At 59.6% G+C, this 12582-nt stretch carries 17 protein-coding genes and 1 pseudogene; 16 read left to right on the top strand and 2 right to left on the bottom strand.

From position 1 onward, the window contains the following. Positions 1 to 712: 712 nt before the first annotated feature. On the bottom strand, positions 713 to 1759 hold the full coding sequence (locus MYY08_RS18195) for a phage portal protein (protein ID WP_288015308.1): 1047 nt from the start codon (positions 1757 to 1759) through the stop codon (positions 713 to 715). Then, positions 1759 to 3522 carry a terminase ATPase subunit family protein gene (locus MYY08_RS18190; RefSeq protein ID WP_288015305.1) on the bottom strand — a complete coding sequence of 588 codons (1764 nt, stop codon included), beginning with the start codon at positions 3520 to 3522 and terminating at the stop codon, positions 1759 to 1761. Before MYY08_RS18190 ends, MYY08_RS18195 begins: the two co-directional genes overlap by 1 nt. 145 nt (positions 3523 to 3667) lie before the next feature. Here MYY08_RS18190 and MYY08_RS18185 point away from each other — a divergent pair, with 145 nt between their 5' ends. The 16 genes and pseudogenes from MYY08_RS18185 to MYY08_RS18110 all read left to right on the top strand — a co-directional run. Next, positions 3668 to 4516 carry a GPO family capsid scaffolding protein gene (locus MYY08_RS18185; protein WP_288015302.1) on the top strand — a complete coding sequence of 283 codons (849 nt, stop codon included), beginning with the start codon at positions 3668 to 3670 and terminating at the stop codon, positions 4514 to 4516. Between the two features lie 45 nt (positions 4517 to 4561). Beyond that, positions 4562 to 5641: a phage major capsid protein, P2 family gene (locus MYY08_RS18180; RefSeq protein ID WP_288015299.1), complete on the top strand. Its 1080-nt coding sequence runs from the start codon at positions 4562 to 4564 to the stop codon at positions 5639 to 5641. Between the two features lie 3 nt (positions 5642 to 5644). Further along, the gene (gene gpM, locus MYY08_RS18175) at positions 5645 to 6313 is read left to right on the top strand and encodes a phage terminase small subunit (RefSeq protein WP_288015296.1); all 669 of its coding nucleotides are present in this window, start codon (positions 5645 to 5647) and stop codon (positions 6311 to 6313) included. Positions 6314 to 6405: 92 nt separating this feature from the next. Then, entirely contained in the window at positions 6406 to 6870 is a 465-nt protein-coding gene (locus MYY08_RS18170; protein ID WP_288015294.1) for a head completion/stabilization protein, read from the top strand. Further along, entirely contained in the window at positions 6870 to 7073 is a 204-nt protein-coding gene (locus tag MYY08_RS18165) for a tail protein X (protein WP_288015311.1), read from the top strand. The genes MYY08_RS18170 and MYY08_RS18165 overlap by 1 nt, the downstream gene beginning before the upstream one ends. A gap of 5 nt (positions 7074 to 7078) precedes the next feature. Continuing rightward, positions 7079 to 7303 (top strand): HP1 family phage holin, encoded by a 225-nt coding sequence (locus MYY08_RS18160; protein WP_288015292.1) that lies wholly within the window; start codon positions 7079 to 7081, stop codon positions 7301 to 7303. After that, complete coding sequence (locus MYY08_RS18155; protein WP_288015290.1) at positions 7287 to 7796, top strand: lysozyme; 510 nt, start codon at positions 7287 to 7289, stop codon at positions 7794 to 7796. Before MYY08_RS18160 ends, MYY08_RS18155 begins: the two co-directional genes overlap by 17 nt. After that, positions 7793 to 8140, top strand: a pseudogene (locus tag MYY08_RS18150) (Rz-like lysis system protein LysB); the annotation flags it as partial. The gene MYY08_RS18155 and the pseudogene MYY08_RS18150, both read left to right, overlap by 4 nt. Further along, positions 8064 to 8384 (top strand): Rz1-like lysis system protein LysC, encoded by a 321-nt coding sequence (lysC, locus tag MYY08_RS18145; RefSeq protein WP_288015287.1) that lies wholly within the window; start codon positions 8064 to 8066, stop codon positions 8382 to 8384. The pseudogene MYY08_RS18150 and the gene lysC, both read left to right, overlap by 77 nt. Continuing rightward, a complete protein-coding gene (locus tag MYY08_RS18140; protein ID WP_288015284.1) occupies positions 8317 to 8784 on the top strand; it encodes a phage tail protein in 468 nt (155 codons plus the stop codon). Before lysC ends, MYY08_RS18140 begins: the two co-directional genes overlap by 68 nt. Further along, the gene (locus MYY08_RS18135) at positions 8781 to 9230 is read left to right on the top strand and encodes a phage virion morphogenesis protein (RefSeq protein ID WP_288015283.1); all 450 of its coding nucleotides are present in this window, start codon (positions 8781 to 8783) and stop codon (positions 9228 to 9230) included. Before MYY08_RS18140 ends, MYY08_RS18135 begins: the two co-directional genes overlap by 4 nt. Before the next feature lie 69 nt (positions 9231 to 9299). Then, on the top strand, positions 9300 to 9884 hold the full coding sequence (locus tag MYY08_RS18130) for a phage baseplate assembly protein V (RefSeq protein WP_288015281.1): 585 nt from the start codon (positions 9300 to 9302) through the stop codon (positions 9882 to 9884). Further along, positions 9881 to 10231, top strand: a complete 351-nt coding sequence (locus tag MYY08_RS18125) for a GPW/gp25 family protein (RefSeq protein ID WP_288015279.1) — start codon at positions 9881 to 9883, stop codon at positions 10229 to 10231. Before MYY08_RS18130 ends, MYY08_RS18125 begins: the two co-directional genes overlap by 4 nt. Positions 10232 to 10235: 4 nt before the next feature. Then, a complete protein-coding gene (locus MYY08_RS18120) occupies positions 10236 to 11144 on the top strand; it encodes a baseplate assembly protein (RefSeq protein ID WP_288015276.1) in 909 nt (302 codons plus the stop codon). Further along, positions 11137 to 11745 carry a phage tail protein I gene (locus tag MYY08_RS18115; RefSeq protein ID WP_288015274.1) on the top strand — a complete coding sequence of 203 codons (609 nt, stop codon included), beginning with the start codon at positions 11137 to 11139 and terminating at the stop codon, positions 11743 to 11745. Before MYY08_RS18120 ends, MYY08_RS18115 begins: the two co-directional genes overlap by 8 nt. Then, a partial coding sequence (locus MYY08_RS18110; protein WP_288015272.1) for a phage tail protein occupies positions 11742 to 12582 on the top strand: 841 nt, incomplete at its 3' end. The genes MYY08_RS18115 and MYY08_RS18110, both read left to right, overlap by 4 nt.

The following is a 12582-nucleotide window of genomic DNA, read 5'->3' as shown; positions in this document are numbered from 1 at the left end:
CACAACTCTGGTCGCCTTAAGTGATTTTAGGTCATTACCAGCGAAGCGTTACAACGTTGCCTGCGCTAAAAAACCTTGCCAAATGAAACTGACATCTCTGCAATAAAGTAATTAATAAACATGGAGTTACATAGACTCATTGATTAGTTCATTTAGCAGTATCATTTTAAAAGATGTTGGTGAGTATTTAGTAAAAACCTTCAACTCTCAGAGTCTACAAATGGCTGATCAAGGCCAGAATTATGAAATATTACTGGGTTTTTATCCATACCATTTTTGCCTATTAAATAGACAAAACTGTAGAGAGGGTAGGTAAAGAATGCGTACTGAGGAATCTCAAAGAGGTACTAAATTAACTTCAAATTAAGGTAAGTTAGCCGCCGGGCTACCATTAATTTATGAAAAAGCCGAGTCTTAATGTGACTATGCTAATCGCAGCAAAGTGTATCTGCATCTTTTTTACTAAGTCGGCCCATCCTCCTAAACTCGGCTTTAGACATGACTCCCTTGCTGAATAGCCATATTATAGACAGCCACATAGCGAACCTTGCTTACAGCAATAGTCGCGCCGGGAGGTATCTCAAAACCACGGTTCTGTTTCCGCTGTTAACATATTGGATTTTTGTAACGTTCGCTTAGGTACAAAGCGGGCTCACAGACAAACATACGTCCAAGTCTGTAAAAACAGCGGATTGAGTACAAGCAATGCCACTCAGTTTGGGCCAACCATTTCCAAGGAGTAAGGCCGGAACGCTATTACATCATTTCCTATCCAGTCATTGATTTCTTTCATTCTTTCCTGCAGCGGCGTCAGCTCGTTCCTGACAAAAACCTGCGACGCCTTCACTGCATCCCCGAACCCGCCGGAGTTGTCCGGGATAATCCCCATCATCTGCGGCGGCACGCGGTGCGCGCTGAGCAGGTCGTCGCGGCTGGCCTTTTTGATGTTAAAGAAATCATCTTTCGTCGCCACCTCGCTAAGCGGCAGGATTTTAATCCCGTCCGGTTTACCATTCGGCGCGTACATAAACAGGTTGCGGAAGTTACCCAGCCCTTTCGTGTCGCGCATCGCCTGGCGCATCCGGTCGATATCGCTGCTGCTCTGCGCCGCGTCGGTCATATACAGGATGTAACCCGCGTGCGCCCCGTTCTGGTAATACTTGCGCCGAAACAGCGTGGCCGCCTCATTCAGCCAGGCGGAGTTAAGCGCGCTGAGATATTCCGGCAAGCCGTACAGCTCCTGGTTAATATCCGGCTCAATGAGGTGGAAAACGCTGCCAGCGGCGAACGGGTGCGGCTCCTTCCAGTCATTCACGAACCAGTAAATGCCCTCCTCCACACCCCGGCGGGTAAACTTGGCCGGAGTGGTTTCCAGTCGCCACGGCTCGCCTAGGCCATTACGGCGCAGCTCGGCAAACGCATTCCCGAACACCAGATAGTCCAGCGCGAACTTGCTGAACTCCTGCTGACTCATCATTGGGTGCGGCACGAACGTAGACGCCAGAATATTGCGCTTCACGTAAATCGGCGAGCTGTGATGCACCGCCGATCGCAGGCTTTTCGCCAGCCCGTGAAAGCTGACCGGCGGCTCGTACCAGCGGCCGTTACCGATGCACTCGGCATAATCCAAAATATCGCGCTTGTCCATAACCGGCGTGGGATCGCCAAAGGTGAACGCCTCGGCCTGTTGCTGCGGCGCGGCGGCCTGGACGGGCTGCGTCTTTGCGGTAAAAGCCTTGCGGCCCCTGCGTTTGCTCATCAGTAAAATTCCAGAATTGAAGGGTTAGCGCCGCCGCTGGCAGCGGTCAGCGGTTCGTTAAGCAGGGCGTGCATGATTGCCCAGGCGACATCGGCGTGGCTGGCGTCCTCGCTGCGGCTCGCCTCATAGGTGGAGCGGTTGCCGCTGGCGGTCATGGTTTTGCGGATTGCCATAAACGACTGCGTAATGTCGGTGTGGCCGGCGTCGTACTCCAGGCGTCCGCTGCTGATGGTGTCTTTCGCTTTCAGCACCATCGCGGTTTTCACTTCCGGCGAGTAGCGAATTTCACGCGCGGCCGGGTAGAACTGGCGAACCAGCTGGAAAACGCCCTGGCCGATGCCGGTCGCATCCACGCCGATATATTCCACCGTGTATTTTTTCGTTAACTCCTCAATGGATTTCGCCTGCGCGGCGAAGTCCATGCCCCGCCACTGGTGGCGCTCCAGCACGCGAAACTTACCGCCCGCAACCAGCGGCGGCGCGATAACGGCACAGCCTGCGCTGTCGCCGGTGTGCGACGGGTCGTAGCCAATCCAGACCGGGCGGTAATCAAACGGGCGCGGCAGATAGGGATTGAAATCAGTCCACTCTTCCAGACTGTCGATCATGCAGGTCTGCAGCTCGGCGAACGGGAACACGCTCGCCTCGTCGTCGACAAACTCACACATCAGCAGGTTCTGGTATTCCGACGGGCTGTATTCCAGCTGCAGCTGGTCCAGGTCAAACAGGTTACAGCCGCCGGTCAGCGCGTCCTCGACCGTGACAATCTGCCGCCACTGACCGTCGCCGCAGAGCGCGCCTTTCGCCAGGTGCGTATGTGACAGGTCGATTTCGATGCGATCGCCTTTGCTGCGCCGTCCCTTGTTGAACAGCTCGCCTGACCAGAACGGATACGCCGAGTGCGACAGGCTCGACGGCGTGGAAAAGTAGGTGGTGCGCCATTTCTTATGCAGCGACATGCCGCTGGCAACCTTTCGCAGCTCCTGGAATTTCGGTATCCAGAAATATTCATCAAGATACAGGTTACCGGTGTAGCTCTGCGCGGTGCGCACGTTGGTGCCGAGAAAAATTAGGCGGGCACCATTCGGCAACACAATCGGGTCACCTTTCAGGTCAACGTCCACCTGGCGCGCAAAGTCGATGATGTAGTTTTTAAAGACGTGCGCCTGCGCCTTGCTGGCCGACAGGAATATCTGGTTGCGCCCGGTAGTCAGCGCGTCAATCAGCGCCTCGCGGGCAAAGTAGAACGTGGCGCCAATCTGGCGCGACTTCAGGATATTGCGGATGCGGTGCGCCAGCCCGGCTTTGTGCCAGTGCAGCTGATATTCAAAGCAACCGTCCATAAACAGGCTGGTCAGCTTTTCCGCCTGTTCCTCGCTGAAAACGTTCTTCACAACCGGCTGGCGCTCGCTTTTGTTGCGGTTGCGCACGTTCGGGTTAAGGTCGGCCTCGTTGCCGCTGCTGCGGTAGCGCTCCACGCGGGCAAGGCGCTCAATCTGGCGACCGAGCGCGTCTATTTCCTTGTAGTCACCATTTCCTTTTACCTCCTTCAGGATGAGCTGGATTAACCGCGCCTCCATGCTGGCTTCCACGCGACTGATGGGCGCAACGTCGTCCCACGCGTCGCGCAGCTTCCAGCTCTGCACGGTCGGCGTTTTGATGCTGAGCGTTTCCGCTATCTGGCGCACAGAGTAGCCCTGCCAGTAAAGCAGGGCCGCCTGGCGGCGCGGATCGCTGATGGTGGTTGTCGGTGTCATGTTCATGGCGTCAAGGCTACCGGCGCCAGAACGCCCGCGCCCGCTGTCCCTGTCCGCTCACAGATGAGCAAACCGGCTTTCGTTGAGGGAAATCCGTGCGGCGGGGAAACTGACCCCGAACCGAACCACACCCCTGACCGGAGCCTGATACATGGCAATCAAAGCAAAGCGTTTTCGCATCGCAGTCGAAGGTGCCACCACCGACGGGCGCAAAATTTCCCGTGAATGGATCTCGCAGATGGCGGCGAGCTATGACCCGTCCGTTTACGGTGCGCGCGTCAACATGGAACACATCAAAGGCTATGCGCCTGACAGCACCTTCCGTCGATTTGGCGACGTCACCGCCGTGGAGGCCGAGGAAATCGCCGACGGCCCGCTGAAAGGCAAGCTGGCGCTGTATGGCTGGATTGACCCGACGCCAGAGCTGGTTGAGCTGACGCGGGCGCGCCAGAAAATTTACACCTCGATCGAGGTTAACCCGGCGTTTGCCGACACCGGCGAGGCGTATCTGGTCGGCCTGGCCGTCACCGACGACCCGGCGAGCCTCGGCACCGAAATCCTGAGCTTCAGCGCCAACGCTGCGGCGAATCCGCTGGCCTCCCGCAAGCTGCACGCAGACAACCTCTTTTCCGCTGCTGAGGAAACGCTGATCGAGTTTGAGGAGGTTGCCGACCCGGCGCCGTCCGTCCTGAGCTACGTCACCGCCCTCTTTTCCCGCAAAAAGAAAACCGACGGTGAGCTGTTTGCCGACATGAGCGCGGCCGTCACCGCCGTGGCCGAAAAGGTGCAGCAGAACGAGGAAGACCAGGCGCAGAAGCTGTCGGTGCTGGCGTCGGGCCTGACTGACCGCCTTGAGGCGCTGGAGCAGCAGCTTGCCGACGACCGCAGCGCCTTCAGCGCGCTGAAAACGCAGCTTTCGCAGAACGACGGCGCCAGCTTTACCCGCCGCCCGGCCGCGACCGGCAGCGATCCAAAGTCCGGCGTGCAGACCGACTGCTGACAGGCACCGCCTGAACCACAACCCGATAACTGAACAGGAGCGCAGATGCGCCAGAACACCCGCTTTAAATTTAATGCCTTTATGTCCCGCCTGGCCGAGCTGAACGGCGTGGACACCGGCGACATGAACAAAAAATTCACCGTGGAGCCGTCCGTCACGCAGACCCTGATGAACCGTGTGCAGGAGTCTTCAGACTTTCTGACCCGCATTAACATCGTGCCGGTCGCTGAAATGAAGGGCGAGAAAATCGGTATCGGCGTGACCGGCTCGATTGCCAGCACCACCGACACGGCAAATGGTGACGAGCGTGAAACCGCTGATTTTGCCGCGCTGGACAGCGACGTTTATGAATGTGCGCAGGTCAACTACGACTTTCATATCCGCTACAACACGCTGGATTTATGGGCGCGCTATGAAGACTTTCAGGCCCGTCTGCGTGACGCCATCGTGAAGCGCCAGTCGCTTGACCGCATCATGATCGGCTTTAACGGCACTCATCGCGCCAAAACCTCTAACCGCGCCGCTAACCCGATGCTGCAGGACGTGGCCGTGGGCTGGCTGCAGAAGTACCGCGAAAAAGCCCCCGACCGCGTGATGAGCAAAACCACCAATGACGACGGCAGCGTGACCGAAAAGGTGCTGGTCGGTAAGGGCCGCACCTATGCCAACCTTGACGCGCTGGTAATGGACGCCACCAACAACCTGATCGCGCCGTGGTATCAGGAAGACCCGGAGCTGGTTGTGATCTGCGGCCGTCAGCTGCTGGCCGACAAATATTTCCCCATCGTGAACCAGAGCCAGGCCAACACCGAGCAGCTGGCCGCCGACCTGATTGTCAGCCAGAAGCGCATCGGCAACCTGCCCGCCGTGCGCGTGCCGTATTTCCCGGCCAACGCGCTGATGATCACGCGCCTCGATAACCTGTCGATTTACTGGCAGGAAGGCACGCACCGCCGCCTGATTGACGAGGTGCCGAAGCGCGATCGCATCGAAAACTACGAGTCCGTCAACGAGGACTACGTGGTGGAAGATTATGCGGCGGGCTGCCTGGTGGAAAACATCGAGCTGTCGGACGCACCGACGGCGGAGAAAGCTGACGTGCCAGCGGAAACCCCGGAGGCGTAACCCATGTTAAGCCCTGCCCGACGTCACATGATGCGCCAGCAGGCCATTGAGGCCGCACAGCAGCAGAGCAACCCGCTGCGCCACGCAACCGGCTATGAGCAGATGCTGGTAAAGCTCAACGACGACAAGCGTCGCCTGAAAAAAGTGCGCTCCAACGAGCGCAAGGCGGAGCTGAAGCGCCAGATGCTGCCGGACTATCAGCCGTGGGTGGCGGGCGTGCTGAGCCAGGGGAAAGCCGTGCAGGATGCCGTCCTGATGACCGTCATGATCTGGCGGCTCGATACGGGCGATATTCCCGGCGCGCTGGAAATCGCGCGCCATGCCCTGCTGCACGGGCTTGTCCCGCCTGACGGCTTTAAGCGTGACAGCACGGCCTACCTGCTGGCCGAGGAGGTCGCCAGCGCGGCGACGCGCGCCTGGACGATTAAGGCGCCGGTGGATATCAATCCGCTGCTGGCGACCATCAGGCTGACGGAATCCGAAGACATGCCCGACCAGGTGCGCGCCAAGCTGCACAAAATCACCGGGTATGTGCTGCGCGATGCGGGCAGGGCTGACGAGGCGTTAATCCATCTCACACGGGCGCTGCAGCTGCATGAAGGCTGCGGCGTTAAAAAAGACATAGAGCGGCTGGCAACGGCCATGAAAAAGCAGGCTGCGGCCCGCCGCTGACAGAACGCGCCCCGCGCCGGGCGGCAGGACGGCAATGCGCTTTTTAAGCGTCTGCGCCGTCCTCCACCGCCCACCTATTCAGAGGCCATGAAATGACTTCAGTAGTAATAAACGGACAGCGACCGGCGCCTGACGCCGAGCCGCCGGTGAAAAACACCTTTTTCTGGCCTGACATTGACCTGCAGCAGCTGCGCAACGCGCTGCGCCTTGAGGGCACCGTCACCGCCGACCGCCTGCGTCTGGCGGTGAAAACCGCCATTTCAGAAGTAAACGCCGAGCTGTACGACTGGCGGGCGGAGAAGATGGCGGCGGGCTTTCCCCTGCTGGCGGCGGTACCGGCCGAGACCTTCGACGGCGAAAGCGAAAAGGTCACGCACTACTTCGCCGCCGTGGTCGCGCTGACGGCCGCCACCATCGCCGAACGCTATCGCGGCTACGACGCCGCCGGTAAAAAGGCCGACGTGGTGGAAGGCACCGCCGACGAGTACTGGCGTGACGCCCGTTTCAGTATCAGTCGCATCGCTGAAAAGCCCGGCTGCATTGTGAGTCTGCTGTGATGAGAGTTTACGCGCAGCAGGGCGATACCGTTGATGAAATCTGCTTTCGCTATTACGGGCGCACGCAGCAGGTGGTTGAGCAGGTCTATGCCGCCAATCCCGGCCTTGCGGAAAGCGGGCCGGTGCTGCCGCACGGCTGCGAGGTGACGTTGCCGCCGCTGCCGGCATCCTCAGCGGATGAAACCGTTAACCTGTGGGACTAACTGCTATGGAGAAAATCAGCTCGCTGATTAACTACCTGATCGGCCTCATTCTGATGTGGTTTGGCCGCCACACGCCGCAGGATATCGCCTTTATGGTTGGCTCGGGCGTTGCCGTGGTGACGCTGGTGATCAACGTGGCGACGTTTTTTATTAACTGGCACTACCGGCGCAAAACCTATGAGCTGGAGCGTCAGAAACTGCAGGGGGTGAACCTTGAGCCAGACCGCTAAACGTTGCGCCGTGGTGGCCGTGCTGGCGATCGCCGCCCTGCTGCCGCAGTTTAAAACCCTGAAGACGTCCGAAGCCGGGCTGCAGCTGATTGCAAATGCAGAAGGCTGCCGCACCTCGCCGTATCAGTGCAGCGCCGGTGTCTGGACGAACGGCATCGGCCATACCGCCGGCGTGACGCCTCAGAGCGTGGTCAGCGAGCGGCAGGCGGCGGTGAATCTGGTGTATGACGTGATGCGCGTTGAGCGGGTCATTGATGCCTGCATGCGCCATGACATGCCGCAGCCGGTCTATGACGCTGTGGTGTCCTGGGCGTTCAACGTCGGCACCTATGCCGCCTGCCGTTCCACGCTCGGCGCTTATATCAACCGGGGCGAGTGGCGCAGCGCCTGCCAGCAGCTGTCGCGCTGGGTGTTTGTGAAAGGCGTCTTCAGCCAGGGCTTACAGAACCGCCGCGACCGTGAACTGGCCTGGTGCCTGAAGGGGGCCGCATGATGCGTCTGATTGCCGTGGGGCTGGCCGTGGCGCTGGCGGCGCTGGCCTTCGCCTGCTGGCGGCTCTCGTCAACCGAAAGCGAGCTGGCACAGGCGCAGCGCGTGATCGGCACGCTGTCGGCCGGGATTGAAAGCCGGGACAAGGCGATTAACCGCCTGAACGATGAGGCCCGCGAGGGGGCAAAACGCGAGGCCGCGCTGCGACTGTTGCAGGGCCGCGCCTCGGCCGGCGCTCTTAACCGTGAACTGCAGATACAGAGGGAAACCGATGCTAACCCGACACTACGCGGCTGGTCTGCTGCTGCTTTGCCTGACGATATTATCCGGCTGCACAGCCGTCCCGCCTTCAGCAACGCCCGCGATTATCTGGACTGGCTGTCCGCGCGTGACCAGCTGTCCGGTGCCGGGCAACCGGCTGCAGACGCAGGGCGATCTGGCCGCCGATAACCGCCAGCTGGAGGCTGCACTCGTTTCCTGCGGGCTGCAGGTTGAAATCATTAAAGAATGCCAGGAGCAACACGATGCTGAAACCGAAACAGCTGCGCGAGGCGCTGACCAACAGCGTTCCGCTGCTGGCGCGAAACCCTGACAGCCTGAATATGTTTATTGATTCGGGACGGATTGTCTCGACGCTCGCCAGCTCGCTGTCGTTTGAATACCAGTATCAGCTGAACCTGGTGATCACCGACTACGCCGACGATATCGATCTGGTGATGGTGCCGGTGCTGGCCTGGCTGCGCGAGAACCAGCCCGACATTATGGCCACCGAAGAAAAGCGCCGCACCGGCTTCACCTTTAAGGCGGATGTGTTGAGCGACACGCTCTGCGATATCAGCATTGACCTGCAGCTCACCGAGCGCGTAATCGTGAAGCAGGACGGCGACGCGCTGCACGTTAACCATATCGGCGAGCCGCCGCTGCCGGAAAACGTGAACAGGCCGCTGCAGCTCTATGTTAACGGTGAACTCATCAGCGAGCTGGCGCCATGAACGGGCTGGACGCTTTCGACGACAGGCTGGCAGCGCTGATTACAAACCTTTCGCCGGCGGCGCGCAAAGAGATGGCCCGCAACATTGCGAAGCGGCTGCGCGCCGGTCAGCAGCAGAATATCAAACGCCAGCAGACGCCGGACGGCACGCCGTTCAAACCACGCAAGGCGCAGCCGGTCAGGAAAAAGAAAGGCCGGGTAAAGCGTGAGATGTTCAAAAAGCTGCGCACCGCAAAGTACATGAAGGCAAAAGCCGGTGCCGACAACGCCGTGGTGGAATTTACCGGCAACGTGCAGCGCATGGCTCGCGTGCATCATTACGGGCTGCGCGACCGGCCGGCCCGTGGAAGTAAAGAAGTTCAGTATGAGGCGCGTCCGCTGCTTGGCCTGAACGATGCAGATATGACGATGATAGAGCAGGAGGTAATCAGTCGCCTGTTGAAATAGCTTGTCCTGCCATCATTCAGCGGGCGGCAGTTTATTGCTGCCTGCACCTCTCAACGTGACACTACACGCATGAACGAACAACTTTCCGAAATCCTGCGCCTGCTGCGTAACCTGATCCGCATCGGCACCGTTGCCGCCGTCAATCTGGACGACGGAGTTTGCCGCGTGGATACCGGCAACAATACTACCGACTGGCTGCACTGGCTCACCGCCCGTGCCGGGCGCTCACGCTCATGGAGTGCGCCGTCCGTGGGCGAGCAGGTGCTTGTCCTTTGCCTGGGCGGCGAGCTGGACACCGGCTTCGTGCTGCCTGGCGTGTTTTCTGACGATAACCCGGCGCCGTCAGCATCGGCTGACGCCCTGCACTGGTCATTCCCGGACGGTGCCGTGATTGAGTACGAGCCGGATACCGGCGCGCTGACCGCAACCGGCATTCAGACTGCGCTGATTAAGGCAGCGGTAAGCATTACCCTGGACAGTCCGCTGGTTGAATGCACCCATGCGCTGAAAACCGCCACTTTCGAGCTGACCGACGGCGGCACGATGAAAGGCGATGTACAGCACAGCGGCGGCGCGCTCAGCTCTAACGGCAAAGTTTTGCATACGCATCAACATAAAGGCGACAGCGGCGGAACAACGGGAGCGCCACTATGACCACTGCGCAATATACCGGCATGAGCCGCAACACCGGCGAGGCGCTGGCAGACCTTGAGCATATCCGCCAGTCGGTGCGCGACATCCTTACCACGCCGATCGGCTCCCGGATTATGCGCCGCAGCTATGGCTCCCTGCTGTCAGCACTGATTGACCAGCCGCAGAACGCGGCGCTGCGCCTGCAGATTATGTCGGCCTGCTACATGGCGATCCTGCAGTGGGAGCCGCGCATAAAGCTGACGTCCATCAGCTACGAGCCTGCGTTTGACGGCGGCATGGCGGTGGAAATCACCGGCCGCCGCACCGACACCTCGCAGGATTTTTCACTAACCATTCCCGTGAGCTGACCCTATGGCAACTATCGACCTGAGCCAGCTGCCTGCGCCCGATGTGGTTGAGGTGCTGGATTATGAAACGCTGCTGGCCGAGCGCAAGGCCACGCTGATTTCGCTTTACCCGGCTGAACAGCAGGCGGCCATTGCCCGCACGCTGGCGCTGGAGTCTGAGCCGATTGTGAAGCTGCTGCAGGAAAATGCCTATCGCGAGGTCATTCTGCGCCAGCGCGTGAATGAGGCGGCGCAGGCGAACATGGTGGCCTATGCCAACGACGGCGATCTTGACCAGCTCGGCGCGAATAACGGCGTTACCCGCCTGACGCTTGTACCGGCCGACGATACTACGATCCCGCCGACGCCCGCCGTAATGGAAAGCAACGACGATTTCCGGCTGCGCGTGGCGTCTGCCTTTGAAGGGCTGAGCGTGGCCGGGCCGACCGGTGCCTATGAATATCATGCGAAAAGCGCCGACGGCCGCGTGGCGGATGCGTCAGCCATCAGTCCGTCGCCAGCCTGCGTCACTGTCACCGTGCTGTCGCGCGAGGGCAACGGCGAGGCGCCGGCCGACCTGCTGGCCGTGGTGGATGCCGCGCTGAACGATGAGGACGTGCGACCGGTCGCCGATCGCGTCACGGTGCAGTCAGCGTCGATTGTGAATTACACCGTTGAGGCGGTGCTGTACCTCTATCCGGGGCCGGAGGCTGAACCTGTCCGCGCAGCTGCGGAGAAAAAACTCGCCGCGTTTGTCAGCGCGCAGGCCCGTCTCGGCCGGGACATTCGTAAGTCAGCACTTTTTGCCGCGCTGCATGTTGAGGGCGTGCAGCGCGTGGAGCTGGCGCAGCCGGCGGCCGACGTGGTGCTGGACAAGACGCAGGCCGCGTACTGCACCGGATACAGCATAACGGTCGGAGGCTCTGATGAGTGATCGCCTGCTGCCGGCCGGCTCGTCGGTGCTGGAGGTGGCCGCCGCTGAAGCCTGCGCAAAGATAGAAACCATTCCGGTGCCGCTGCGCCGGCTGTGGAACGCGCAGACCTGCCCGGTCGAGTTGCTGCCGTATCTCGCCTGGGCGTGGTCGGTTGACCGCTGGGATGCCGGCTGGCCGGAAGCCACAAAGCGCAGCGTGGTCGCCGCATCGGAATACGTTCACCGGCACAAAGGCACCATCGGCTCGCTGCGGCGCGTGGTGGAGCCGCTCGGTTATCTGATACGCATCATTGAGTGGTGGAAAACCGGCGAGGTGCCCGGCACGTTTCGCCTCGATGTGGGCGTGCTGGATACCGGCATTACACAGGAAATGTATAACGAGCTGGAGCGCCTGATTGCCGATGCGAAGCCCTGCAGCCGCCACCTTATCGGGTTATCGATTAACCTGGACTCGACCGGCGCGCTGCCAGTGGCTGCAGCGGCGTATAGTGGCGATGAGCTGACCGTTTATCCCTATATCCCTGAAACCATTACCGTAAGCGGGCCGGGTTATGCCGGCGCGGCGGTGCATATTACTGACCTGACGGAAATACATTCATGACGACAAAATTTTATGCCCTGCTGACCAATACCGGCGCGGCCAAGTTTGCCAACGCGGCCGCGCTCGGCACAAAAATCCAGATTACCGAAATGGCCGTGGGCGACGGCGGCGGCACGTTACCAACGCCTGACGCTTCGCAGACAAAGCTCATCGGTGAAAAGCGGCGCGCTGCGCTGAACTCGCTGAGCGTGGACGCGGTGAACAGCAGCCAGATAATCGCTGAGCAGGTAATTCCTGAAAACGAGGGCGGCTTCTGGATACGGGAAATCGGCCTGTTTGATGCCGACGGCGACATGGTTGCCGTGGCGAACTGCGCGGAAACCTATAAGCCGCAGCTGCAGGAAGGCAGCGGCCGCACGCAAACCGTGCGCATGATTTTAATCGTGAACAGCGCGGCGACCGTGACGCTCAAAATCGATCCGTCCGTGGTGCTGGCAACGCGTAAATATGTTGACGACAAAGCGATTGAAGTACGGGCCTATGCAGATGAAGTAATGAAAACGCATCTGGCGCAAAAGAACCCGCATGCGCAATACCTTCAGATCGCCAGCGCCCTGGCAGAAATTAAAGATGCGGGGCTGGTTGCGGATGTTCTTAAAAACCTTGGTTTGGGCGAGGCGGCAAAAAGGGATGTTGGTACAGGACTGAATCAAATCCAGGATATGAGCAGCTTTGGCGGAAAGAGAGGCGGTGCAGGGTATAAACAACACCCGTCCGGCCTGATAGAGGTGGGCGGTTCAGTTGGTGTAAATGGTTCGGCCCAGACGCAAAAAATTACGGTTAATTATCCTATCCCGTTTCCGAGTATTTGCCTGGGTATCTGGTTTTCATTTCAGA

The sequence above is a fragment of the Mixta sp. genome, from assembly GCF_024610815.1.
GTDB lineage: Bacteria > Pseudomonadota > Gammaproteobacteria > Enterobacterales > Enterobacteriaceae > Mixta > Mixta calida.
The sequence above is the reverse complement of the archived record's forward strand: the minus strand, read 5'-3'. Positions and strand labels throughout refer to the sequence as shown.

Coding starts and splice junctions, on each gene's coding strand:
- MYY08_RS18195 (WP_288015308.1), bottom strand. CDS start 1,759: ATGAGCAAACGCAGGGGCCGCAAGGCTTTTACCGCAAAGACGCAGCCC.
- MYY08_RS18190 (WP_288015305.1), bottom strand. CDS start 3,522: ATGAACATGACACCGACAACCACCATCAGCGATCCGCGCCGCCAGGCG.
- MYY08_RS18185 (WP_288015302.1), top strand. CDS start 3,668: ATGGCAATCAAAGCAAAGCGTTTTCGCATCGCAGTCGAAGGTGCCACC.
- MYY08_RS18180 (WP_288015299.1), top strand. CDS start 4,562: ATGCGCCAGAACACCCGCTTTAAATTTAATGCCTTTATGTCCCGCCTG.
- gpM (WP_288015296.1), top strand. CDS start 5,645: ATGTTAAGCCCTGCCCGACGTCACATGATGCGCCAGCAGGCCATTGAG.
- MYY08_RS18170 (WP_288015294.1), top strand. CDS start 6,406: ATGACTTCAGTAGTAATAAACGGACAGCGACCGGCGCCTGACGCCGAG.
- MYY08_RS18165 (WP_288015311.1), top strand. CDS start 6,870: ATGAGAGTTTACGCGCAGCAGGGCGATACCGTTGATGAAATCTGCTTT.
- MYY08_RS18160 (WP_288015292.1), top strand. CDS start 7,079: ATGGAGAAAATCAGCTCGCTGATTAACTACCTGATCGGCCTCATTCTG.
- lysC (WP_288015287.1), top strand. CDS start 8,064: ATGCTAACCCGACACTACGCGGCTGGTCTGCTGCTGCTTTGCCTGACG.
- MYY08_RS18140 (WP_288015284.1), top strand. CDS start 8,317: ATGCTGAAACCGAAACAGCTGCGCGAGGCGCTGACCAACAGCGTTCCG.
- MYY08_RS18135 (WP_288015283.1), top strand. CDS start 8,781: ATGAACGGGCTGGACGCTTTCGACGACAGGCTGGCAGCGCTGATTACA.
- MYY08_RS18130 (WP_288015281.1), top strand. CDS start 9,300: ATGAACGAACAACTTTCCGAAATCCTGCGCCTGCTGCGTAACCTGATC.
- MYY08_RS18125 (WP_288015279.1), top strand. CDS start 9,881: ATGACCACTGCGCAATATACCGGCATGAGCCGCAACACCGGCGAGGCG.
- MYY08_RS18120 (WP_288015276.1), top strand. CDS start 10,236: ATGGCAACTATCGACCTGAGCCAGCTGCCTGCGCCCGATGTGGTTGAG.
- MYY08_RS18115 (WP_288015274.1), top strand. CDS start 11,137: ATGAGTGATCGCCTGCTGCCGGCCGGCTCGTCGGTGCTGGAGGTGGCC.